This window comes from Paenibacillus sp. SEL1 (assembly GCF_054602535.1).
The window spans coordinates 1,015,528-1,038,647 of record NZ_CM137723.1 but is presented as its reverse complement, the minus strand read 5'-3'; the positions used below and the strand labels follow the sequence as shown (position 1 = coordinate 1,038,647).

Sequence of the window (23,120 nt, the reverse complement as noted above, 5' to 3'; positions counted from 1 at the left end):
CTATTTCGCCGGATACAGCTTTTGATGCATCAAATCCAGCGCTTTAGTGACACGTGTGCCCGGATTCGTACCGAACAGATCTGAAGGTAAAACCTCGACCTGATTGTTTTTGACTGCTCGGATTCCGTTCCAAGCTGCATTTTCCTGCATTTCTTTTATAAATGCGGCTTTAACATCTTCCGTATTGCCATGGGTCATGATGAAGATGTAGTCAGGGTCAGCCTGTATGATGCGTTCTGTGTTCAGCTGCGCATATTGCGGGAAATTTTGCAGGCCCGGAAAATCAGCGGCGATGTTCGAGCCACCCGCAGCTTCCAGAATGTTTCCACTTAGTGAATTTGGCAGTGCCGCCATATACGTAGCCGGGGCTCCGTAGACCAGCAACACCTTCGGTTTGGAGGCAGAAGCGGTTTCCTTTTGCAGCTTGGTTACTTGTTGGTCAATTTGCTGGTTCAGCTTCACGGCCTGAGCCTGCTTTTGCAGTAATTGTCCGAACAGCGTAATTTGCGACTGAATATCGTGAACTGAATTGGCTCCCGTCAGCAGCAGCTGTGAACCGACTCCTTCAATGGCTGGAATGTCTTTTTCATTCATAGGATAATTGCCTAGCACGACATCCGGTTTGAGCATCGTAATTTTCTCCAGATCAACTTCGTGAGTGGAGCCTATTTGTTGAACGTTTTCAGCAGCAGGTACGACGGAGGGTCCATTGGAGTTGGGCCTGCCCACGGCTGTCCCGCCCAATGCGTATATAATATCCAGATCGCCATTGCTGAGCGCAACGATATGTTGAGGGACCTTCTGAAAGGCCAACGTCCGGTTTGAGAAATCAGTAACTTGAATCGTCGCGCCACTTGTCGTGCTTGAAGCGGTAGATACGGAAGCACTGGCTGGTTTGTGATCTGCGGTCGAGGTACCATTACTGCATCCGGTAACTGCCAATAAAAGCGCTGCGGATGACCACAACACATAAGATTTCATGTTATTCCTCCTGCAATTTTCAAGTTAAACAATAATGATAATCATTTTCATTTATGCATAAGAGAATGATAATGAATATCACTGAGGAATGTCAATTGAAAAAAGTAAATTTTTAAATAAATTTTGAACTAAAAATAAAAGAGAGTAATTCGAATTATAGAAGAAGGAACTACAAATTTTTATTAAAAAATAGCATATATCAAGGGATTACATACACACAAATACATATTGACATTTTCGAAAAGTGTAAGATATATTGGTGATGGGTTTACTTGATTTTGCGAAATTATGGAATAGAGAGGTGGGGAGACAAGCTCGAAAAGAGCTATTTTTTTTAAATTATCAATTGAGAATGATAATCAATTAGTTTATTCTCGTGGGGAGGGACTGCTGTCAAAATGAAGAAGGGGTATTCTGCAATTATTGCTGTGTTTCTGCTGGTGAGTGTGCTGAGCTTTTGGCCAACTTCGTCATCTGTAGTAGCCGCTGCGGCTTCTCCAACATTGGCGGATGGTACATACACGCTCAAATACAATATCCTCAAGGCAGAAAATGATTCGGTGTCCATGGCTAATGATTATTTTGAAAAACCAGCTAAGTTGTATGTAAAAAAAGGTCAAATGACCATGCAAATTAAGCTGAATCATAGCGAATGGACAACTGGGTTTAAAGTAGATTACAAAGGCAAAATCATCGATACAAAGGTCATCCATAAGGATGCCAAAACCGATACCCGCACCGTACAATTTCCAATTACGAGTGTGAACAGCCCGCTAATCTCTAAAATTCATGTTACTGTCCCTGCGTATAACTACGATCATGATTATACGATCCGCTTCGCTTTTGATTCCAAAAGCCTCAAAAAAATAGCAGCCGTCCAGTCGGCGAAATCAACTAAATCTTCCAAGAAGTAAATTCAAGCCATCTTTATCGTTCATAAAATCAACACAAATTGAAGCATAAAAAATTGAGGAGTGTGTGTAGATATGAATATGGTAATGAATCGCTTTGAGCAATTTTCTTTTAAGAAGGTATTTGTAGCATTGATCATGACAGCGCTTGTTTTTGCACTCGTTGCTCCATTCTCAGCTAAAGCGGCAGCAGCCGACGGCACGTATAACGTAGACTATACCGTTCTGAAGGATCAAACCAATGAAACTTCTCGATTGGATAGCTACCTGACGAAGCCTGCTCAGGTTACGGTAGCTAATGGCAAAAATGTCGTTCGTCTGACTGTGAAAAGCAGCAATCTGATTACAACGTTCAAAGTAGAGCAAAATGGCGTACTGCAAGATGCGACTGTGGTAAGCACAGATACTGCGAACAACACTCGTGTAGTGGAATTCGAAGTTGCTGATCTGAATGCAAAAGTGAATGCTTACGCTGAAATCACAATTCCAGTAATCGGCTACACTGGCAAGTACGATGTACAACTGCAATTCGACGAAATCTAATCCAAAATAAAACTAAAAGGAGATTAAGAACATGAACATGATTATGAATCGTATGGAAAAATTGTCTTTGAAAAAAGTAATGCTTACTGTACTGATGGCAGCGCTTGTTTTTGTGGTACTAGCTCCATTTTCTGCTAATAAAGCGAACGCGGCTTTGCCTAATGGAACGTATAACGTTGATTATACAGTGTACAAAGATGGTACCAATGAAACCTCATACATGGACTCAAACGGTTATGTCGCCAAACCCGCTACATTAATCGCTAATAATGGTCAATACAAAGTTAGAGTAGCTATTACTAAAAGTGCTTGGGTCACTGAATTCAAAACGCAACAAAACGGCCAGTATGTGAATGCGACTGTGGTAAGTACCTCAGGTGATACAAGAATAGTAGAGTTCCCTGTAAGTAGTTTTTCCCAAAAATTGAATGTTAAGTTGCATGTAAGTGTGCCTAAAGAATACACTGGCGGCATTCCATATGATCACGATTACACTGTTCAGTTTTTATTTGACGAAGATTCCATCTAATAGTGGAGTAATTATACATTGATCTTATACTCATTTGGAATTCTATTGAGCTCCAAATGAGTATATTTTAAGTAGGGGGATTAATACACTTGAAAAGGCAATTAAAAAAATACTTAATGACGTTTGCAGCTATTGTTATGCTGCTCTCAGTTGTTTTCCCATTTGCTCCGACCGTATCTGCTTCTGATGAGACAAGCTCATCAACTGAATCTGGTGTATCCGAGCCCTCTGTGACGCAAGATGTATATCCGATAGAGCCAAGTCCAGAAGAAGTGGTTCCAACAGTAGATGTAGCAAGTGCGTACACAGTAGCAGCCGCAGACTCACAGAGTTCCAGCACTGTGAAGGATACTAATGAATATTCTATTAGCTACGTTGTTAAAAGTGAAAGCAAGGTGTCAGGGGTAGTGACTTCCCCTTATAATGATATGTTCCTAAAGCCAGCTACGTTGACGGTTGAACAGAGTTCTACTGTAGGGCAGGCTACGTATCATGTTTCTTTAATTCTCGACAATCCTAATATTCCCTTTACAGATATCGAATTTAGACAGAACGGAGAAACCGTTCCTGCCCATATTTCAGATTTAGTAAAAGGGGAAAAGACGTATGAGCCACGAACAGTAACATTTGATGTGTATAATTTGGAACAGAAAATTGATGTGAATTACAATTTAAATAATAGACTCAGACAAAACTGGATTGAATTTGATCCATCAACTATAGCTGTAAAAGAGGGACCCGTAACTCCCCCTACCCCTTCACCTGAGCCGGAAGTTCCCTTGAAACCGGGTGTCCTTAATTTCACAATACTGAAGGACAAATCAGAAGAAGTTTCTGTGATGGACGGTTACGCCTCAAAGCCTGCAAAGCTCGTTCAAAAAGGAGATAAATGGTATATTCAACTGACGTTTAATAACAGTAGCTGGATTCCTTCATTTCAAACAGAGCAAAACGGTAAATTTGTAGAAGCAGCAACTATTTCGGAGGTTAGTGACGCTAATCAGCGTACGGTTGAGTTTGAAGTAAGCAACTTATCCAATAAATTGAATGCTTACACTCATGTGATTGTGCCTGGTTTGGAACTGGGAGGAGTACCATACGATCATTGGTATCATGTTCAAATCAAGTTTGACACAAGTATTACACCTGACCCTAGTGCACCACCGACTTTGGCGGATGGAACGTACTCTATTAACTTTAATGTGCTGGATGCAACAAAAGATCAAGCATCGAGAATGGCGCAATATCTGGTGTCTCCAGGGACTTTGACGGTATTGAAGGGGCAAAAAGAAGTTTCCTTCACCATTAAAGACAGCACTACAGTAACGGAATTCAAAACAGAACAAAATGGAACGTTGATGGATGCGGATATTGTAAGTGAGGACAAAACAGCCAATACGCGTGTGGTGAAATTCAAGGTAGCGAATCTGGATACAGTTTTGAACGCACAAGTCCATATTCTCATGGGTACGTATAGTGCAGACCACAAAATCCGTCTTAAATTTGACCAGCCAGGAACGGACAACGGTTCAACTCCAGTAACGTCAAATCTGGACTTTACGCTGTTAAAAGACGGTTCAAGTGAAAAGTCCATGATGGATGGATATACAGAAAAACCGGGTACCCTGGTTGAACGTAAGGGCAAGAAATATGTACAGTTTACTTTGAAAAAGAGCAAACAGATTGACGGCTTTAAAGTAGAACAAAACGGAGTATTGACCAATACTGCCGTAGTAAGCGAAAATCAAACGGCGAATACACGTGTTATCGAATTTGAGGTTAAAGAAGTGCCTGCCAAGCTGAACGCATGGGTAAGCATCAACTGGCCTGAGTTAAATTATGTGGAAACATATAATGTCGATCTCCAATTAGGAACGGCAACACCCCCGGTTGATCCTGGGACGCCAGGTACGCCCGGGAAGGTTTTAGCTGATGGAACGTATTCAATCCATTTCGATGCATTGCACGCAACAAAGGATCAAAAATCGGCAATGGCGCAATATTTATTATCTCCAGCGACACTGACGGCATTGAAAGGCAAGTATGAAGCTTCCTTTACCATCAAAGACAGCGCAACGGTGACGGAGTTCAAAACAGAACAAAACGGAACGTTGACAGATGCAGATATCGTAAGTGAGGACAAGAATGCTAATACACGTGTTGTGAAATTCAAGGTAGCGGATCTGGATGCTATTCTGAATGCACAAGTACACGTGAGCACGACCTACCCGGGTGGAGTTTATGAGATGGATCATAAGCTTCGTCTGCAATTTGACCGCAGCAGCATTGCGGTAAAAGGAACAGACGGCGGCACAACTCCCGTGACTGAAAACGGCAGATACAGCATTGATTTCTCCGTACTTAAAAACGGAAGCAATGAAATATCTGTGATGGATGGCTATATGCAAAAACCAGCCACGCTGCTAAGACAGTCCGGTAAAAATGTGATTCAGATCAAAATGGACAAGAGCAGCTGGATCAAAACCTTTAAAGTAAATGGTGCAGAAGCTCCGGTGGTTGAGCAATCGACATCCGCAGATACAAGAACAGTACAATTTGAAGTACCAAATCTGTCGGATAAAGTGACAGTGAATACGCATGTCATCGTACCTGGATTAGATTTGGGCGGCATCCCATATGATCACGTATATGATGTGCAATTTCAATTCGAGCCTGCTACTATTCGCAGCTTTGTCGAGCCTTCCTCTACAGGAGCTACAGATCCTATCGTCAAATTGGATTTTGACAAGCTTGTCAATGGCAAATATGCTTTGAAATTCAGTATCGTTTTGTCTGATGGTTCCACAGGAGTGGATTCTCCGGCTCAACGCTTCATCACTGACGAATCGGCGCAATTGGTCGTGGAAGGCGACAAACGGTTTGTAGGTCTGAAGCTGCAAAACAGTAATGAAGTGAAGGCGTTGCGCATCTGGGACAACGCAAGCGGGGACTACCGAGACGCAGAAGTGACCCAGGAAGATGCAGCAAGCAATACGAAGCACGTTCGTTTTAGCGTAAATGACTTTAAAAACAATGTGAAAGGCCAACTAGTTGTCTATGAAGCCCCTAAAGTGGCAAGTGCCACTCCGATGGTCTTTAAGACTGAGGATCGGGTAGAGAAGGTATACGATTTTGAATTTAAATTCGATACCAGTAATGTATCTTATCACAACGAAACCAAAGCAGACGAAGTAGAACAGGGGAAAAATAACTTAGCCGATGGAGAGTACACTGCGAACTTCCGTGTGCTTGCAAACGGAACGGATAAGGATTCTTTGGTGGCTCCATTTGTACAGAGTCTGGCGAAGTTGATTGTAAAAAATGGTAAGGTCCAGGCCCATGTAACCATAACGGACAATCAGGCTTTGAAATTATTCCAAACGGACTTTGAAGGCCGCTATGCTAATCCAACGATTGTGGCTTCCGACACAAAAGGTGACACGCAAACTATTGCGTTCGAAGTGCCTGATCTGGATAAAAAGTTGAGTGTGTACACACAGGTATATCTGCCTGAGAAATACATTCTAAATGAGAAATTCGGCGGACAGATTCAATTTGACCGTGCATCGCTTAAAGGTGAGGGAGTCAATGTAGCTACAACTGCAACCGCAACGGAACCAACAGCAGCTTCTACGGACAAGACAGCAGAAACAACTGCATCTGTGGCTGAAACAAAACCAGTAGTTGAGCAACCGGTTCAAACGGCTTCCGAGAAGCAATACACGATTAATTACAACGTATTTAAAGATAAAACGAGTGAAGCTTCCGTTATGGACGGTTATCTCGACAAGCCAGCTACACTGATTGAAAAGGGAGACAAGCGCTATATTCAAATTACTTTGAAAAATAGCTCCTGGATGCCAGCTCTCCAAGTAGAGCAAAACGGTACCCTGAAAGATGTGGAAGTAATCTCGACATCCGGCGATACACGTGTCGTTCAATTCGAGGTAGGGGACTTGTCTCAGAAAATGGGTGCTTACACACACGTCATTGTGCCTGGTTTGGTCCTTGGCGGAGTGCCGTATGATCACTGGTATACAGTTCAGTTCCAATTTGATGAAGAAAGCCTAAAAGCGAAGTAGCCTCAGGTTGTGATAATTAATGAAGTCTGAATAACAGCAAAGTTTGTATGCGAGCAAGTCTTGGTGCCCCGGCATCAAGACTTGTCAGCATTTACATACCCGAGGAATTTGCAAAAATCCAATAAGCGACTTCTAATGAACAATATGTAGATCGAAATGGTCTAATTCGTCTATATATTGCACTTTGGAGCGACTGGAATCGAATTTTGCAAAATCCAGATACCCGAAAAGTTGGGGCTCCTACTGTTTTTCTATATTTTGAATTGAGGTGACTGGATTTTCATGAAACGGTATATAGCATTGGCTCAAGGAAAAACATTTGGTTTGTATATGTTAATCGGCATCGTGATCTTGTTGCTGGCTGGATGTTCGGGAGGGGCACAGGCCGGGCAGAACCAGAGCGATGGTTCGAAATCAGCGGCAACATCTAATGCAATCGGAAAGTCGTCTGACGGTAAAGCTCAAGCTCCTCGTATTGTGGCGACTACGGTAGCCATTGCGGAAATCACGGATGCACTGGGCCTGGATTTGGCAGGCAAGCCGACAAGCACGAAAGTGCTGCCTGACCGTTACAAGGATGTGCCTGATGTGGGTAATCCGATGAGTCCTGATATGGAAAAAGTGATGTCATTGAAGCCGACGGACGTACTGTCGGTGACGACACTGAAATATGATCTGGAGCCTAAATTTAAAGATTTGAAAATCAATGCCGAATTTTTAAATTTTGAAAGTCTCGCGAATATGCAAAAAGAAATTCAAAAACTGGGAGACACGTTTGACAAAGCCGATAAGGCCAAAGAGATTAATGGAGCTTTGGATGCGAAAGTAGCCGAGATTCAACAAAAGATCAAAGGGAAGAAATCCCCTAAAGTATTGATTTTGCTGGGAGTACCGGGAAGCTATCTGGTGGCTACAGAGCATTCCTATATTGGGGATCTGGTTAAAATTGCAGGCGGAACCAATGTGGTTCAGGGCGAGAAAGTGGAGTTCATTGCCCACAATACCGAAGCCTTGCAGCAATCCAACCCCGATATCATTTTGCGCGCTGCACACGGGATGCCGGATGAAGTAGTGAAAATGTTCGATGAAGAGTTCAAAACTAACGATATCTGGAAGCATTTCAACGCTGTGAAAAATGGGCATGTCTATGATCTGCCTGAACCGTTGTTTGGCACAACAGGGAATTTAGCGGCAAACTCGGCGCTGGATGAGCTGATGAAAATGCTGTATCCTTCGAATTAAAGGAAGCTGATGACATGTCCAAAAAAGGTTGGAGCCTTATTGTTGTAATTGTCTTACTCGTTGGCGTCATGCTGTATTCAGCGATGACAGGCAGTCTCAAGGTGGATTTGAGTCAGTTGGTGACCGGATTATGGACAGGTACAGATGATCAGGTGAATGTGGTCAAGGACCTGAGACTACCGAGAATTTTCGTGTCCGTAATGGCAGGTGCAGCCCTTGCAGTAGCGGGTGTTTTGCTGCAAGCCGTCATGAAAAATCCGCTGGCGGATGCTGGGGTTATCGGCATTTCTTCGGGAGCGGCATTGATCTCGCTGATTGCGGTGACGGTCTTTCCGGCGCTTTATTTCTGGATGCCGTTCTTTTCATTTATTGGCGGTGCGTTAGCTTGTCTAATGGTTTATGGGTTTTCGTGGAAATCTGGCTTGCATCCGATTCGTCTCATTCTGATCGGGGTAGCTGTGAACGCTATTTTTTCCGGTCTAGGTCAGTCGTTTAACTATCGAGGCAGTTATGCGGTCACCAGCATTAACCAGGTTACTACATCAACCTTGTCTATGAAAAAATGGGTAGATGTCGAGGTTATTGTGACCTATGGTGGGATTGGGCTAATTTTAGCCATGCTCGTGTTCTCTTGGTGCAATTTCTTGTCTCTTCAAGATAAAACAGCTAAAAATCTAGGATTCAATGTAACGCGCGCACGACTTTTGATTTCTGTGATTGCAGTGCTGCTTGCAGCAACGGCTACAGCCATCGCAGGAGTAATTGCCTTTATCGGCCTGCTCGTTCCGCATTGTGCCCGCTACCTGGTTGGCTCGGATCATAAGTGGCTGATTCCATTTTCCGCATTATGCGGCGGCTTGCTGCTGCTGCTTGCGGATACACTGGGGCGGACGGTACTTGCTCCCAATGAAATCCCGGCTTCTATTATTATGGCCGTCATTGGCGGGCCGTTCCTGATATTCCTGATCAGAAAGGCGGATCGCACCTATGGACATTAAGGATATAACCTTCACATATGATCGGAAAACGGATCGTCTGCACGCTATTAATGCTGTTATTGAGTCGGGACGGATTACGACCATAATTGGTCCCAATGGATGCGGCAAATCGACGCTGCTCAGCGTGATGTCCAACAATGCTGTTCCCCGCTTGGGCCAGGTGATTCTGGACGGCAAGGAGATAGCCCACTACAAGCCCAAGGAGCTGGCCCGTCAACTGGCGGTAGTCCATCAGCAGAATGAGGCACCTTCCGACTTGACTGTAGAAAAACTCGTCAGCTTCGGAAGGTTGCCCCATAAGAACATGTTCACAGCGAGACGTGATGAGGATGAGGAAGCGATCGAGTGGGCGATAGCCTGTACTAATCTGAACGAACGTAGAACTCGCACGTTGGATCAGCTCTCAGGAGGAGAACGGCAGCGTGTATGGATTGCAATGGCCTTGGCACAGCGGACGCCAATTTTATTTTTGGATGAGCCGACCACCTATTTGGATATGTACTACCAGCTTGAAATTTTAGAGCTCATTCGGCAGTTAAACCAGGAACATGGACTGACCATCGTGATGGTGCTGCATGATATCAATCAGGCTATTCGGTATAGCGATGTGATGATTGCCATGAAGGAAGGGCGTATTATAGCGAACGGCCCACCTACAGAGGTCGTTACATCTGAGCTGATCCAGGCGGTCTATGACGTGGAGGTCGTAATCAAACAGGATGATGAAGCGGGCATGTACCTCATTCCGATAGGTGTCGGGGTTTCCTGACGTTTACCAGCGCACAGAACAATCAATGCTGCGACTGAATAACGCGTCTGTCCTCACGGCATCTCAACGAATTTAAAACATGAAAATGGTTCTGATCCATGTGTTTGTCAGGTGACAATCGTGGAGACAGAAGCATTTTTTATTTTATTTATAAGATATTGGATGAGATTCAGGGGCGGTTATGCTTATACTACGGTTCGAATCCGATCTTTTGTGTGTTATACTATTGCCGTCGGTAATTTTGTGTTTAGCACTTTACTAATGATAAGGATGGTATGCTTATATGATCAGTACAAGCGGCGTAACGCTTCGTTATGGTAAACGCCCACTTTTTGAAGACGTAAATATCAAATTTACTCCTGGGAACTGCTACGGCCTGATTGGGGCGAATGGCGCGGGTAAATCCACCTTTTTGAAAATTCTTTCCGGTGAAATCGAAGCCAATTCTGGTGAGGTTCACATGACACCGGGCGAACGGATGGCAGTCCTCAAGCAGAACCATTATGAATACGATGAATTCCCGGTTCTGGAAACCGTTATTATGGGTCACACGCGTCTGTATGAAATCATGAAGGAAAAGGATGCGTTGTACGCTAAAACGGAGTTTTCCGAAGCAGACGGTTTGCGTGCCGGTGAACTGGAAGGCGAATTTGCGGAGCTGAACGGTTGGGATGCCGAGCCGGATGCAGCTGCATTGCTGATCGGTCTTGGTATTCCACGTGACCTGCATGATAAAAATATGTCTGAGATGAGCGGGAACGACAAGGTACGCGTTCTCTTGGCTCAAGCGTTGTTTGGTCGTCCGAACAATTTGCTGCTTGATGAGCCTACCAACCATTTGGATCTCGAATCCATTCAATGGCTGGAAAATTTCTTGATGGACTATGAAGGCACCGTCATCGTTGTATCCCATGACCGTCACTTCCTGAACAAGGTATGTACGCATATTGCGGATATCGATTTTGGTAAAATCCAGATGTACGTCGGCAACTATGACTTCTGGTACGAGTCCAGCCAGCTTGCGCTTGCATTGACTCGTGATGCGAACAAGAAGAAGGAAGAAAAGATCAAGGAACTGCAAGCCTTTATTCAGCGCTTTTCCGCGAATGCTTCCAAGTCCAAACAGGCAACTTCACGTAAAAAGCAACTGGATAAAATTACGCTGGACGATATCCGTCCTTCAAACCGTAAATATCCGTTCATTAACTTCAAGCCTGAGCGTGAAGCGGGCAAACAACTGCTGACCGTAGACAGTCTCAGTAAAACCGTTGAAGGCGAGCAAGTGTTGAACGAGTTCAGTCTGGTTGTGAACAAGGGCGATAAAATCGCGTTTGTGGGTCCGAACGGTTTGCCTAAAACGACGCTCTTCCAGGTGTTGATGAACGAGATTGAAGCAGACAGCGGAGAATTTTCTTGGGGGATTACAACTAGCCAGGCTTATTTCCCGAAAGATAATTCCACCTATTTTGAAGGTGTGGACATGAATCTTGTGGAATGGCTCCGTCAATATTCCAAGGATCAGGACGAAACGTTCCTGCGCGGCTTCTTGGGACGTATGCTTTTCTCTGGAGAAGAAGCGCTTAAGAAAGCAAGTGTGCTGTCCGGGGGCGAAAAGGTTCGCTGTATGCTGGCGAAAATGATGCTGAACGGTGCCAATGTGTTGCTGCTGGAAGAACCGACCAACCACTTGGATCTGGAGTCCATCACAGCGCTGAACAATGGTCTGATTGATTTTGATGGTACTATATTGTTCACATCGCATGACCACCAGTTTATTCAAACGATCGCGAACCGCATCGTGGAAATTACACCAAACGGCGTAATCGACCGTACGATGAGCTATGATGAGTACTTGGAAAATGAAGAAATCACAAAGTTGCGTGAACGTATGTATCCGGTAGAAATTGGCTAAACTTCAAACCGGCTAACTTCAAATTAACTAGATAAACGAAAGAGGAGCTCCTTTAGGCCATTAAGATGGCAGGGAGACTCCTCTTTTTCGTTTTTGTACCATGCCCATAGCTTATTTGGTTCTGGCAGTGAGGTACGCCAGACCTTTGATACCCTATTAAGGCTACGAGGTGGATTATGATCCGCCTGTACGACGGCGTTGGTTGTTCGGCTTCTTCGTATTTTGGCTTTTCAGTGTTTTGGTGGAACCGCCTTGAAAGCCGCCCTGCTGTGAAGCGCCGGACTGCTGTTTTTTTTGTGCCAGCTTTTCCCGAATGGCATCTGCGAGATTTACTTTACGTGGTTCATTGGCATCGCTCATGAATAAATTCCTCCTGTTGCCGCCAGATTCATGTCAATCATGCTGGATTGAAGAAAAACGCGGCTGTGTCCTCATTTTATACGTTTTTAAAAGAAGGGACAAGGGCAACAATGATAACACACATCTGGGGTGGGGTGGAAGAGAAAACGTCTGTTTTTTGTGTGAAGGAAAAAATGTTTTGTGTAACCTACAGGAATGGGGCCTGGCAATACTTTTTCGTTGTTACTACAGCGATGCAGAGCGGAAAGACTGTTTCTCTAGACCCACACAAAGTTCGTCTGCTATCCTGAAAATAACAGTTAACCCAAGACAAATTGTTATTATTCAGGGCAGCGATGCTGCTATTTTTATTTTGGGCGCGGCGAGATCGTTCTGCTGGAAACTATATATTTGAAGGAGTGTCCTACGTTGTGGTAAATGTCTATGAAGAAATACGAAAAGGTGAGCGCGGGGCGTGGGTGAGCATTGCTGCTTATCTCTTGCTGTCCGCCTTTAAGCTGATTAGCGGATATATATTTGCTTCTAGTGCGTTGCGGGCGGATGGCTTCAACAATGTCACCGATATTGTAGTGTCGGTTGCTGTACTGATTGGACTGAGAATTTCCCAAAAGCCACCGGACTCTGACCATGCCTATGGACATTTTCGGGCAGAAACGATCGCGGCGCTGCTGGCGTCCTTTATTATGGCTGTCGTCGGTTTGCAGGTGCTTATTGATGGGATCGGGAGCATTTTTAAGGGCGGAAAGCAAATACCGAATATCACCTCCGCGGGTGTAGCTGTGATTTGTGCGGTGATTATGCTGGGAGTGTACCTTTACAATAACAGACTGGCACGGCAAATTAACAATAAGGCTTTGCTGGCAGCGGCCAAGGATAACCTATCGGATGCACTTGTCAGTGTTGGGGCAGCAGTTGGCATTATCGGCGCACAGTTCGGGCTACCCTGGCTGGATACTGTAGCTGCGATCGCGGTAGGATTCATCATATGTAAAACAGCGTGGGATATTTTTAAGGATTCCACGCACAGCTTGACCGATGGATTTGATGAGCAAGAACTGTCTGACTTACGGAGTACGATTGCCTGTATACCTGGAGTAGAGGGGATTCGGGACGTTAAGGCACGTGTACACGGCAATCATGCGCTGGTGGATGTGGTCATTGAGGTGGATCCGCAACTCAGCCTGATTGAAGGGCATCGGATCAGCGACCGGATTGAGGAACGCCTGCAAGAGGTTCATAACACGATGCATGTCCATGTCCATGTAGAACCCAAATTATAGATTAATTATTAAATTGTTAGTATTAAAAGTGACTTTAGACCTATATGTAAAAGGCGTATACGCTTCCTTTTGTGACGTTTGGATTATATCTCTCTTCCTGCTGCTTTTACTATAATGAAGGCATGTCCGGCTATATTCGTCGGAATTGGATATGCTCTTCAAATTCGTAAAAACAGCCAGGAGGTGCAACATTGAGAAGACGCGTGATGGGAATGCTCATGACGTCAGCCGCGCTGTTGGCAGCAATTCATGTGGCGCCGGGTCAGGTTGACGCAGCGGCATCAACAGCATCCACAGGACAGAAGGCGGTTATTCAGGCGGCTGTAAAGCTTAGATCCGGTCCTTCGACTACAGGGGATGTAGTCAGCTTTATGAAGCAGGGAGAGGCCGTAACGGTATTGGAGAAAACGAACAGCTATTGGTATAAGATCAAGACTTCTGATGGAGTAACCGGATACACTAGCAGCTCCGACAAGTACATAAAAGTTGGCGCTACCAGCGTCGCTGCTGCTGTCACCCCGTCTACCACTCGTAAATCGGAAGCCACAGAGTCAGTTAAAAATGTTTCAGCTAAAGAGGCAGTGGCCTCAGTGAATAGTTCTGCCGGTCAAACGAAAGCCACGATTCAAACGTCCGTTCGTTTGCGGGCGGAGGCATCCACTTCTTCCGAGGTTTTGGGCTATTTGAATGCAGGGGATGTCGTAACGATTACCGACCCAAGTAATGCTTATTGGTTCAAGGTTACCAAAGCTGATGGTACGGTGGGCTACGTCAGCTCGTCTCCACAGTATATTCGTATTGGTGAGGGCGTTGTTGTGCAGCAGCCTGTGTCTGCCCCGGTGACAACCACTCCTGATACTACCGTAATACCTGCGACAGCCTCTCCTGTGTCAACTATGAACATGTTTTCCGGTGATGCAGCGGCTGCAATAGACCAGGTTATTAACACGGGGATGACTTATCTCGGAACTCCATATGAATATGGTTCAGATCGTAACAGTACGGCTACTTTTGATTGCTCGGCATTTACCCGTCAAATTTTCCGTCAGGCTGTAGGTATCCAGCTTCCGGCAGATTCTCGTTCACAGGGTGAGTGGATCAAGCAAAACAGTCAGCCGAATACGGACATGACTACGCTGAAGCGTGGTGATTTGCTCTTCTTTACAAATTATAATGCATCTTCCGGGGCGTACACGTCCTTGGATAATTCCTCCCAAACGATTACACACGTAGCTGTATATTTGGGAGACAACAAGCTTCTCCATACGTTTTCTGTAGCGGGTGGCGGTGTAAAAGTTACGGATTTCAGCAAGCCTTGGCAGGATCGTTTCCTGTTTGGGGGCAGCGTGATTCAATAAAGCGCCGCTAACTGTTAAAAAGCTGTATCAAAAAAGGATGTTCCACAGCCCTGTTAACCAGGGTGGGAACATCCTTTTTTTATAAACATTAAGAATATTGCTCTTGTGCAGCTAGCATCCGATAACTATGAAACCCGTTTTCTTCCGGTAAAGAGTGAAATGACGAACAACACCAGAAATATCACAAATAATATTTTAGCGATTGTAGCAGCTATGGACACGACGATACCAAAAAAACCTAAGATCCCGGCGATCACAGCAAAAATTAAGAATAAAGCGGACCATTTTAGCATGTTCTGTATTCTCCTTTAATTGTATATAATGTGGCATACTCACGCTAAGATAGAGCGTGGTTGCAGATGACAGTGACTTCTATAGATTATTCGTGGCTGTGCCATCGTTATATGGTGTTTTAAACGGTGCGAGAGTCCGTGAATCATAACGTTTGGAGCGGAGAAGAAGCCAGCTTGGACGTTGTTTCGTGTCTGAATCTAAAGGGTAACTATGCAGTAATCATAAACATCATCGTGAAAGACGAAAGAGAGGTTACGCTATGTTAACACAGGTCAGCATTTTTATTATTGCTATCGCATTTGCAGTTCTCGTTATTTTCCTCATCAAAACGTTAAAAGCAGCACAAGGCTCTCTGGATAAGGTGACTCAAACCTTGCAGGATGTACAAAAAACGATAGATGAACTGAGTTATGAAGTAAAACAAACGGTTCGACATGCGAATGACATCACCGCAGACGTTGATCATAAATTGAAGCAAGTGGAGCCAGTGATGGAATCGGTTAGAAACTTGGGAGAGGTACTCAGCGAAGTGACGCTGGCTGCCAAGCAGGCCTCAACAGCGTTAATGACACGGTTTCAGAAATCGCATAGCGCTACGAGTAATACCTCCAGAACGGATCACGCGATCAAGGCAACGACACCGAATAGACCTTTGACCGCAACGGAGCGGACGGTTCAGAGCTACAATGCGACGTATGAGGAACCTGCGGCCAAACCGGGTAAAAACTGGTTGGGTTATGTAGACATCGCTGCTGGGGTGTGGCAGAAAATGCGTCAGTAGCATAGTGGCTGAACCGTAAACTACAGGAAATTCATTGAAAGGGTGAGATTTATGATGAAGACGTTATTACTAGCTGCTGGTTTGCTCACTCCCTTTTCCGGACAGGATACGGTTCAGCAAACCGTTTCCCCGCAAACAGCGGGGCATATGGTTAGGACTGTGCAGACGATACCCGCTCCACATGCTGTACCAGCAGATTTTCATACCTTAAATGGCATATCTTTGGATGATACCCGTGCGGATGTATTAAAAAAACTGGGTAAGCCAATACGAGTCAAAAAAGATACGCTGCTGCTTTCTACAGAATACCAATATCCAGATGTTGTCGTAGGTATGCGTGAGGACGTCGTTTCTTATGTGCATGTAGATCCTGCTGCTGGTCGAATCAAGGTAAATGATAAGTGGCTGCCGCTGCAACGGAAAACGCTGGATCAGGCGCTGGGTGGCTCGCAATTCACGGCGGAAGACGGAGAGGTCTATGTACGCGGACAACGTGCAATCAAAGTGTTTATGGATGAGACGTCTGATAAACCTAAGTATGTTGAGTTTTTTGATGAAACGGAATGGTAATCGATTTTTACGAGGCGTGACATAACATGGAAGTTTCAAATGGATATGTGAAGTGTAATAGTCAGAGAAGTCAATCCTTAAAGGAGCGTGAGAAACATGAATCAGACCAATCATAAATCTTATGCCAAAGTGGTAGATAATGGTGTACAAGCCGTTGAAGCAGTAAATGAGTTGCGTAACACGGGCTATCGTTATGAAGATGTGTTCGTGCTCGCTCATGATCAGGATCGGACAGATCGTATTGCCGATACGGTGGATGCCAAGGAAATTGGGATTAAGGAAGAGGGCGTTTTCGACTCATTAGCCAACTTGTTCCGTTCCCGCGGCGATGAGCTTCGCGCTAAAATTACTTCTTTGGGATTTACAGATACCGAAGCTGACTTTTATGAAAAAGAACTGGATCAGGGTAAAGTGCTGGTCATTGCTAAAAAAGCGTGATATTGCTGTTCACCATAAAAGCTGAGTGACATTAGATTCGAAAAAGAGGAAGTTGACCGCACCACAAGTGTTTCGCGGGTTCTCCAAAAACATAGATAAGGAATGGGGTTTTAGCCTCATTCCTTATCTATGTTTTTGGAATGCCTTCTTACGGAAACACTACTTCCAATCAACAAGGGTGTTGCCGTATAAGCAGGTATAGTATAATACATGAGTTACAGATAAGGAGAGGCCAATGAGAATTCTAATTGTTGACGATAACCCGACGAATGTCATTATTATTCGTGAAATACTGAAAAAAGAAAATTATCGGGATGTGATCTCTGCTAGCTCGGCCGCAGAAATGTTGGAGCATCTGGGAATCGGCGACCGTACCATTAGTCTCAGGCCCCGTCCTTCAGATATTGATCTGGTGCTGCTGGATATGATGATGCCTGAAATGGACGGCATTGAAGCTTGCAGTATTGTGCAGGAATATGAGCATTTAAAAGATATCCCGATTATTATGGTAACGGCGGTAGGCGATTCCAAGAAATTGGCCGAAGCTCTAGATGTGGGAGCCGTCGATTACGTCACGAAGCCGATCAACAAGGTAGAGCTCATGGCGCGAATCCGGTCTGCCTTGCGTCTCAAACAGGAGAAGGACTGGCATAAGGATCGGGATCAGCGAATTCAAGATGAGTTGAAGCTGGCCGCAATGGTGCAGCAGGCGGTGCTTAGTCCTGCCATCCAGGACCCAGTGCTGCAAGTGAATGCGCTCTATCAGCCTTCCTTTGAACTGGCAGGGGATTTATATTCATGGTATCCGTTAGGGGAGGGGCGATATGCCATCATTTTGCTTGATATGATGGGGCATGGCATTTCTTCCTCGTTGTTCTGCATGTTCATTGCGTCTGTACTTAAGGATACGGTGACCACATATGTGGAGCCTGAGAAAGTCATACAAGAGCTGAATCGTCGTTTTAATCAACTGGATCTGGGCAAGCAGCTGGTACAGTATTATTTTACGGCGATTTATATGGTGATTGATACCCGTTCACGGCGAATTGACTATGTAAATGCGGGACATCCTCCCGGTTTGCTGTTCAACCAGGATGGCAGCATTACCAAATTTGACCGTGCATGTAGCCCGGTTGGTTTGTTTGATAAGATTGATGCAGAAATGCACACGATTCATTATGAAGGAACTGGACATATCGCTTTGTATACGGATGGCTTGCTGGAAGCGGTGGAAGGTGAATATGAGGAGCAGTTGGAGTATCTGACTGAGTGTCTACGTAAGTATGAGGAATGGAACGAAGAAGCGATGCTGGATGCATTTTTTCGTAATGAGACGCCACAGGATCGCGATGATGATAAGTGCCTGATCTGGATTTCATTGAAAGAGGGAGAGAGCTTGCATGAAAATCAGAAATAAACTGCTGATCGGCTTTGGATCGCTTATGGCGATCCTCCTTGTGCTGACGCTAATCAGCTATGACCGGATGGGGAGCCTGAATGAACAGCTAAACCAGGTTTATCAGGATCGATATATGAAGGTCCGGAAAACAACAGCTATTCGCGGGCAGGTGAATGATATGGCCAAAGTGATGGCCAATCTGATCTTGAATCCAGGTTCCTCCGTTAGTGAGGCCAAACGCGAGCTGGACGATATTTCGGCTACTGGGACGAAAGTGCTGGCAAGTTTGCAAACAAATTCAGGCACCAGTGAAGAGCAACAGCAGGTTGATCGGGTAGCCGTCGCGTGGAATGAATTTTTAAGTTACGAACAAAGACTGGTTTCTTTGTTGGGGCAAGATCGTATTGATGAGGCTAACGCTTTCCGCAATAGTACTGGTTTGCCTGCCCAAGAAGAGGCGATGGATAGTATTAATGCCCTTGCCGTTTTTCAGGATCGGGAAATTGATAGCGACATGAAGCAGGCCAATTTGGCGTATGAAGAATCTGTGCAGATTACCACAATTCTGATGGCCGCCGGCCTGATCATGGGCTTACTGGTTATTTTGTGGGTGCTCCCAAGCATTGCCAAAGGTCTAAATGTCGTGAATCTCATGATTAATGGTTTTGGCAAGGGAAAGTACAGGGCCATCAGCCGAATGAGTGTTGCCTCCAAAGATGAAATTGGTGAGGTCGCTCGTGTATTTCAACAAATGGCCGGAGACTTGGAAGAAAAGCGGAAATTTGAACATTCCGTCCTTCAAACGCAGAAGGATCAAACTTGGCTTAATGCCAATACTGCTCGGGTGACTGAGCTGTTCCGTGGTGTGAATTCACTGGAGCAGGTTGCTCAGATGTTCATTAGTGAGTTTACGCCCATCTTGGGAGGCAGCTATGGAGCCATCTATTTGCAAGGGAAAGATGTAGAAGACAACCGTTTTAAGTTATACGGCTCCTATGCAAAGGTGACTGGCGAAAATTCGATTAGGGACGTTATCCATGTGGGCGAAGGCTTGCTCGGACAATGTGTTCTGGATCGTAAGTCGATCTTGATTACAGAGGCTCCTGACGGATATTTGTCCATAGGCTCTGCCTTAGGAGAAAGTAAGCCCGTGGGAATTATGATTTTCCCTATTTTGTTCGAGGATGAGTGTATTGGTGCTGTAGAAATAGCGTCACTGGATCGCTTCAGTGATCTGGAAACCAAGCTGTTTGCTCAATTAGTAGAGAGCTTGGGGATCATTCTGAACAATATCAAGGGACGGATGCGTGTAGAGCAATTGCTGCGCGAATCTCAGGCACTTACTGAGGAATTGCAATGCCAATCCGAAGAACTACAAACTCAGCAAGAGGAACTCAAGCGCTCCAACGAAAATTTGGAGGAGCAAACAGAAGAACTCAAGCGTTCAGAGGAATTGTTACAACGTCAACAAGAAGAATTGGAGCATTTTAATACTGAACTGATTGCCAAAACGAGAGCTCTGGAAGAACAAGTTCGAGAAGTGGAAGAAAAGAACGACGAGATTGAACATGCACGAGCTCAGTTGGAGCAACAGGCAATGCAGCTAGGAATCACAAGCAAATACAAATCCGAGTTTTTGGCCAATATGTCTCATGAGCTGCGTACTCCGCTAAATAGCTTGCTTATTCTATCTCAGCTCTTGTCTGAGAACAAGGAAGGCAATCTCAAGCCAAAGCAAGTGGAATATGCACAAACCATTTATATGTCAGGCGCGGATTTGTTGAAAATGATTGATGAAATTCTGGATTTATCCAAAGTGGACGCTGGAAAAATGGATATTAACCATGAAGCGGTCCACTTGAAGGAACTGGAACTGTTTGTGGAGCAGAATTTTGCTCCGGTTGCAGCCCAACGTGAGCTTCAACTGCATACCGAAATCGAAGAGAACCTGCCGGATGCCATTATCAGTGACGGTTATCGTCTCAAACAAATTTTACGTAATTTGCTGTCCAATGCGTTTAAGTTCACCACGGAAGGTTCTATTCGTTTCAATGTATCCCGGGCAAACGGAGAGCAGCTTCCTGGTCTGCTAAATCCACGAAGATCCTATCTGGCTCTATCTGTGCGTGATACGGGCATTGGGATTGCTTCCGATAAAACGGATCTGATCTTCGAAGCCTTCCAGCAGGTAGACGGTACAACCAGCCGGAAGTACGGAGGGACAGGACTAGGTCTGTCGATCAGCCGCGAGCTTTCCAGATTGTTGGGCGGCGTTATTACGGTGGAATCCGAGCAGGGACAGGGCAGTTGCTTCACACTGTATTTGCCGGAACAAACGCCAACGGCTGAGGATATGGATACTCATTCGAGAGAGGAATTTAACGGTAGGGTTGTGAATTCGGATTTTGAGAATGTCGCAGCCTCGGCAGAAACGGATCTTCCCATGATTATGCCTGCTAAACGATTGCCATTATATCAGATGCCTTCGAAAAACAAAGCGGCGGACATTATTCATCCGGGGGACGACCGAAACGAGATTACCTCACAGGATAAAGTGCTGCTGATTATTGAGGATGATATTAATTTTGCTAATATTTTGTACGATATGGCCCGTAGTCGGGGCTTTAAGGCCCTGATCGCTCTCCAAGGAGACGATGGGCTCAACATGGCTCAGTCTTATTTGCCGGACGCTATTATATTAGATATTCAATTACCTGTGATGGATGGCTGGTCCATTTTGGGCGAGCTAAAAGGAAATTCATCGACACGTCATATTCCAGTGCATGTTATTTCGGTCATAGATGATGTGAAGCAGGGCTTGATGATGGGCGCGATTGCCTATCTCAAAAAGCCATCTTCGAAGGAAAGTCTGGATAAAGCATTTTCACATATCAAATCGTATACGGACCAGATGGTCAAACGTCTCCTTGTGGTTGAAGATGATGATAATCAGCGTAAATCCATTATTGAGCTGATCGATCATGATGATGTTGCCATTACGGCGGTATCGACAGGTCAGGAAGCACTAAATGAGCTGGCTACCCAGCGGTATGACTGCATGGTACTGGATCTAATGCTGAGCGATATGACTGGTTTTGAACTGCTGGATCGTATTCGAGAGAATGAACAGCTAACTGATCTGCCGATCATTATTTATACAGGCAAAGATCTGGATAGCAAAGAAGAAACGCAACTTCGTAAATATGCAGAGTCTATTATTATTAAGGATGTTAAATCGCCGGAACGGCTTTTGGACGAAACAACGTTGTTCTTGCATCGTGTAGAGGCGAACCTTCCTGAGGACAAACGCAAAATTTTGCAGAAGCTATACAACAAGGAAGAACTGTTTGAAGGTAAAAAAATATTGTTGGTAGACGATGACATTCGCAATGTATTTGCTCTGTCCAGTGTGCTGGAAAGCTATCGTATGGAGGTTACCTTTGCGGAAAATGGAAGAGAAGCACTGGAACTGCTGGAACAGACACCTGATTTTGATCTGGTGCTGATGGATATGATGATGCCGGAAATGGATGGATATGAAGCGATGCGACGTATCCGGCTAATGCCACAATTCGAGAAGATGCCCATTATTGCCCTGACAGCCAAGGCCATGAAGGATGATCGTTCCAAGTGTATTGAGGCAGGCGCTTCCGATTATGTGAAAAAACCGATTCAAACCGAACAGCTTTTATCATTAATGCGGGTTTGGTTGTATTCGTAACCCAAAAAAATGGGTAATATAAATCGACACATGATTGGAGCGGCATAGGCAAAACCTATTTAGGAATTGGAGAGAGATTATGACATCTAAGGATATGGCGGATAATGCTGCTAATGAAGTGAAATCGAATGATACTGAGCGGGAATTGATTGAGATTGAGCTGTTGCTGGAAGGTATACATCGGCTGTACGGCTACGATTTTCGTAACTATGCTCTGCCTTCGATTAAGCGGCGTGTTTATTATCATGCGCAGTCCGAGAACGTAAGCACGATATCAGGACTTCAGGAGAAGGTGCTGCATGATCGCAGCGCCTTCGATAGACTGGTACAAAGCCTTTCCATTCCGGTGACCGAGATGTTCCGTGACCCGGAGCTGTTTCTAAATTTCAGGCAGAAAATCATTCCTATTTTGCGAACGTATCCGTACATTCGAATCTGGCATGCAGGTTGTTCCACTGGTGAGGAAGTATATTCTATGGCGATCTTGCTGCATGAAGAAGGCTTATATGATAAGGCTCGCATTTATGCGACGGATATGAATAACCTGTCTTTACAGCAGGCGAAGGAAGGCGTATACGGGATCGACCGAATGAAGCTGTATACCAAAAATTATTTGGAGTCCGGGGGCACACAATCGTTCTCTGAGTATTATACAGCCAAGTATGATTCAGTGATGTTTCATCCTTTTTTACGGAAGAATATTATTTTTGCGGAGCACAACTTAGCGACAGACCGGTCCTTTAACGAGTTCAATGTGATTTTTTGCCGGAATGTCATGATCTATTTTAACGACGAACTTCGCAACCATGTACATGGGTTGTTTTATGATAGCTTGAGTCATTTTGGTGTGTTGGTGCTTGGGGCCAAGGAATCCATACATTTTACCGATTATAGTGATTCCTACGAGCCGCTGGACCGGATAGAAAAAATATACCGGAAGATTAAATAGAGA

Annotated in this window: 19 protein-coding genes; 16 read left to right on the top strand and 3 right to left on the bottom strand. The window is 44.9% G+C overall.

The annotated features are described in order from the left end of the window. Positions 1-981: an ABC transporter substrate-binding protein gene (locus tag ACYCSE_RS04950; RefSeq protein ID WP_459701692.1), complete on the bottom strand. Its 981-nt coding sequence runs from the start codon at positions 979-981 to the stop codon at positions 1-3. A gap of 398 nt (positions 982-1,379) precedes the next feature. Here ACYCSE_RS04950 and isdC point away from each other — a divergent pair, with 398 nt between their 5' ends. From isdC to ACYCSE_RS04910, 8 genes are all read left to right on the top strand, one after another. Then, positions 1,380-1,895, top strand: coding sequence for a heme uptake protein IsdC (gene isdC, locus ACYCSE_RS04945; protein ID WP_165179350.1), 516 nt, complete (start codon positions 1,380-1,382; stop codon positions 1,893-1,895). A 72-nt stretch (positions 1,896-1,967) separates the two neighbouring features. Continuing rightward, positions 1,968-2,435, top strand: a complete 468-nt coding sequence (locus ACYCSE_RS04940; RefSeq protein ID WP_025718712.1) for an NEAT domain-containing protein — start codon at positions 1,968-1,970, stop codon at positions 2,433-2,435. A 31-nt stretch (positions 2,436-2,466) separates the two neighbouring features. Beyond that, positions 2,467-2,964 carry an NEAT domain-containing protein gene (locus ACYCSE_RS04935; protein WP_025718714.1) on the top strand — a complete coding sequence of 166 codons (498 nt, stop codon included), beginning with the start codon at positions 2,467-2,469 and terminating at the stop codon, positions 2,962-2,964. Positions 2,965-3,053: 89 nt separating this feature from the next. Continuing rightward, positions 3,054-7,046 (top strand): NEAT domain-containing protein, encoded by a 3,993-nt coding sequence (locus ACYCSE_RS04930; protein ID WP_459701689.1) that lies wholly within the window; start codon positions 3,054-3,056, stop codon positions 7,044-7,046. Between the two features lie 282 nt (positions 7,047-7,328). Continuing rightward, positions 7,329-8,288 carry a heme ABC transporter substrate-binding protein IsdE gene (gene isdE, locus ACYCSE_RS04925; protein ID WP_459701687.1) on the top strand — a complete coding sequence of 320 codons (960 nt, stop codon included), beginning with the start codon at positions 7,329-7,331 and terminating at the stop codon, positions 8,286-8,288. Between the two features lie 14 nt (positions 8,289-8,302). Next, complete coding sequence (locus tag ACYCSE_RS04920; RefSeq protein WP_069290386.1) at positions 8,303-9,286, top strand: FecCD family ABC transporter permease; 984 nt, start codon at positions 8,303-8,305, stop codon at positions 9,284-9,286. After that, positions 9,276-10,055, top strand: a complete 780-nt coding sequence (locus tag ACYCSE_RS04915; protein ID WP_069290385.1) for an ABC transporter ATP-binding protein — start codon at positions 9,276-9,278, stop codon at positions 10,053-10,055. The genes ACYCSE_RS04920 and ACYCSE_RS04915 overlap by 11 nt, the downstream gene beginning before the upstream one ends. 283 nt (positions 10,056-10,338) lie before the next feature. Then, the gene (locus ACYCSE_RS04910; RefSeq protein ID WP_061831472.1) at positions 10,339-11,967 is read left to right on the top strand and encodes an ABC-F family ATP-binding cassette domain-containing protein; all 1,629 of its coding nucleotides are present in this window, start codon (positions 10,339-10,341) and stop codon (positions 11,965-11,967) included. Between the two features lie 174 nt (positions 11,968-12,141). Here the strand turns inward: ACYCSE_RS04910 and ACYCSE_RS04905 are convergent, their stop codons facing one another. Further along, the gene (locus ACYCSE_RS04905; RefSeq protein WP_029517162.1) at positions 12,142-12,327 is read right to left on the bottom strand and encodes a hypothetical protein; all 186 of its coding nucleotides are present in this window, start codon (positions 12,325-12,327) and stop codon (positions 12,142-12,144) included. Between the two features lie 410 nt (positions 12,328-12,737). Here ACYCSE_RS04905 and ACYCSE_RS04900 point away from each other — a divergent pair, with 410 nt between their 5' ends. Continuing rightward, positions 12,738-13,607, top strand: a complete 870-nt coding sequence (locus ACYCSE_RS04900; RefSeq protein WP_459701684.1) for a cation diffusion facilitator family transporter — start codon at positions 12,738-12,740, stop codon at positions 13,605-13,607. A 191-nt stretch (positions 13,608-13,798) separates the two neighbouring features. After that, on the top strand, positions 13,799-14,965 hold the full coding sequence (locus ACYCSE_RS04895; RefSeq protein WP_336078269.1) for a C40 family peptidase: 1,167 nt from the start codon (positions 13,799-13,801) through the stop codon (positions 14,963-14,965). 125 nt (positions 14,966-15,090) lie between these two features. Here ACYCSE_RS04895 and ACYCSE_RS04890 read toward each other — a convergent pair whose 3' ends face one another. Continuing rightward, a complete protein-coding gene (locus ACYCSE_RS04890) occupies positions 15,091-15,258 on the bottom strand; it encodes a DUF1328 domain-containing protein (protein ID WP_028541846.1) in 168 nt (55 codons plus the stop codon). Between the two features lie 260 nt (positions 15,259-15,518). On the opposite strand from ACYCSE_RS04890, the gene ACYCSE_RS04885 reads away from it, so the two are divergent. The 6 genes from ACYCSE_RS04885 to ACYCSE_RS04860 all read left to right on the top strand — a co-directional run bounded on the left by ACYCSE_RS04885 (position 15,519) and on the right by ACYCSE_RS04860 (position 23,117). Further along, positions 15,519-16,040, top strand: a complete 522-nt coding sequence (locus ACYCSE_RS04885; protein ID WP_250266674.1) for a DUF948 domain-containing protein — start codon at positions 15,519-15,521, stop codon at positions 16,038-16,040. A gap of 51 nt (positions 16,041-16,091) precedes the next feature. Continuing rightward, positions 16,092-16,610: a hypothetical protein gene (locus ACYCSE_RS04880; RefSeq protein ID WP_061831467.1), complete on the top strand. Its 519-nt coding sequence runs from the start codon at positions 16,092-16,094 to the stop codon at positions 16,608-16,610. Positions 16,611-16,706: 96 nt separating this feature from the next. Then, positions 16,707-17,048, top strand: a complete 342-nt coding sequence (locus ACYCSE_RS04875) for a YflT domain-containing protein (protein ID WP_023990277.1) — start codon at positions 16,707-16,709, stop codon at positions 17,046-17,048. A 235-nt stretch (positions 17,049-17,283) separates the two neighbouring features. After that, positions 17,284-18,465, top strand: a complete 1,182-nt coding sequence (locus ACYCSE_RS04870) for a PP2C family protein-serine/threonine phosphatase (protein ID WP_190297954.1) — start codon at positions 17,284-17,286, stop codon at positions 18,463-18,465. Continuing rightward, positions 18,449-22,168 (top strand): response regulator, encoded by a 3,720-nt coding sequence (locus ACYCSE_RS04865; protein WP_459701679.1) that lies wholly within the window; start codon positions 18,449-18,451, stop codon positions 22,166-22,168. Before ACYCSE_RS04870 ends, ACYCSE_RS04865 begins: the two co-directional genes overlap by 17 nt. Before the next feature lie 79 nt (positions 22,169-22,247). Then, the gene (locus ACYCSE_RS04860; protein WP_023990274.1) at positions 22,248-23,117 is read left to right on the top strand and encodes a CheR family methyltransferase; all 870 of its coding nucleotides are present in this window, start codon (positions 22,248-22,250) and stop codon (positions 23,115-23,117) included. The last annotated feature ends 3 nt before the right edge of the window (positions 23,118-23,120 follow it).

What these genes read in the sequence shown, in the direction of transcription:
- ACYCSE_RS04870 (WP_190297954.1), top strand. Translation starts at nt 17,284, where the DNA reads ATGAGAATTCTAATTGTTGACGATAACCCGACGAATGTCATTATTATT.
- ACYCSE_RS04860 (WP_023990274.1), top strand. Translation starts at nt 22,248, where the DNA reads ATGACATCTAAGGATATGGCGGATAATGCTGCTAATGAAGTGAAATCG.
- ACYCSE_RS04905 (WP_029517162.1), bottom strand. Translation starts at nt 12,327, where the DNA reads ATGAGCGATGCCAATGAACCACGTAAAGTAAATCTCGCAGATGCCATT.
- ACYCSE_RS04940 (WP_025718712.1), top strand. Translation starts at nt 1,968, where the DNA reads ATGAATATGGTAATGAATCGCTTTGAGCAATTTTCTTTTAAGAAGGTA.
- ACYCSE_RS04935 (WP_025718714.1), top strand. Translation starts at nt 2,467, where the DNA reads ATGAACATGATTATGAATCGTATGGAAAAATTGTCTTTGAAAAAAGTA.
- ACYCSE_RS04865 (WP_459701679.1), top strand. Translation starts at nt 18,449, where the DNA reads ATGAAAATCAGAAATAAACTGCTGATCGGCTTTGGATCGCTTATGGCG.
- ACYCSE_RS04880 (WP_061831467.1), top strand. Translation starts at nt 16,092, where the DNA reads ATGATGAAGACGTTATTACTAGCTGCTGGTTTGCTCACTCCCTTTTCC.
- isdC (WP_165179350.1), top strand. Translation starts at nt 1,380, where the DNA reads ATGAAGAAGGGGTATTCTGCAATTATTGCTGTGTTTCTGCTGGTGAGT.
- isdE (WP_459701687.1), top strand. Translation starts at nt 7,329, where the DNA reads ATGAAACGGTATATAGCATTGGCTCAAGGAAAAACATTTGGTTTGTAT.
- ACYCSE_RS04875 (WP_023990277.1), top strand. Translation starts at nt 16,707, where the DNA reads ATGAATCAGACCAATCATAAATCTTATGCCAAAGTGGTAGATAATGGT.
- ACYCSE_RS04920 (WP_069290386.1), top strand. Translation starts at nt 8,303, where the DNA reads ATGTCCAAAAAAGGTTGGAGCCTTATTGTTGTAATTGTCTTACTCGTT.
- ACYCSE_RS04885 (WP_250266674.1), top strand. Translation starts at nt 15,519, where the DNA reads ATGTTAACACAGGTCAGCATTTTTATTATTGCTATCGCATTTGCAGTT.
- ACYCSE_RS04890 (WP_028541846.1), bottom strand. Translation starts at nt 15,258, where the DNA reads ATGCTAAAATGGTCCGCTTTATTCTTAATTTTTGCTGTGATCGCCGGG.
- ACYCSE_RS04915 (WP_069290385.1), top strand. Translation starts at nt 9,276, where the DNA reads ATGGACATTAAGGATATAACCTTCACATATGATCGGAAAACGGATCGT.
- ACYCSE_RS04910 (WP_061831472.1), top strand. Translation starts at nt 10,339, where the DNA reads ATGATCAGTACAAGCGGCGTAACGCTTCGTTATGGTAAACGCCCACTT.
- ACYCSE_RS04950 (WP_459701692.1), bottom strand. Translation starts at nt 981, where the DNA reads ATGAAATCTTATGTGTTGTGGTCATCCGCAGCGCTTTTATTGGCAGTT.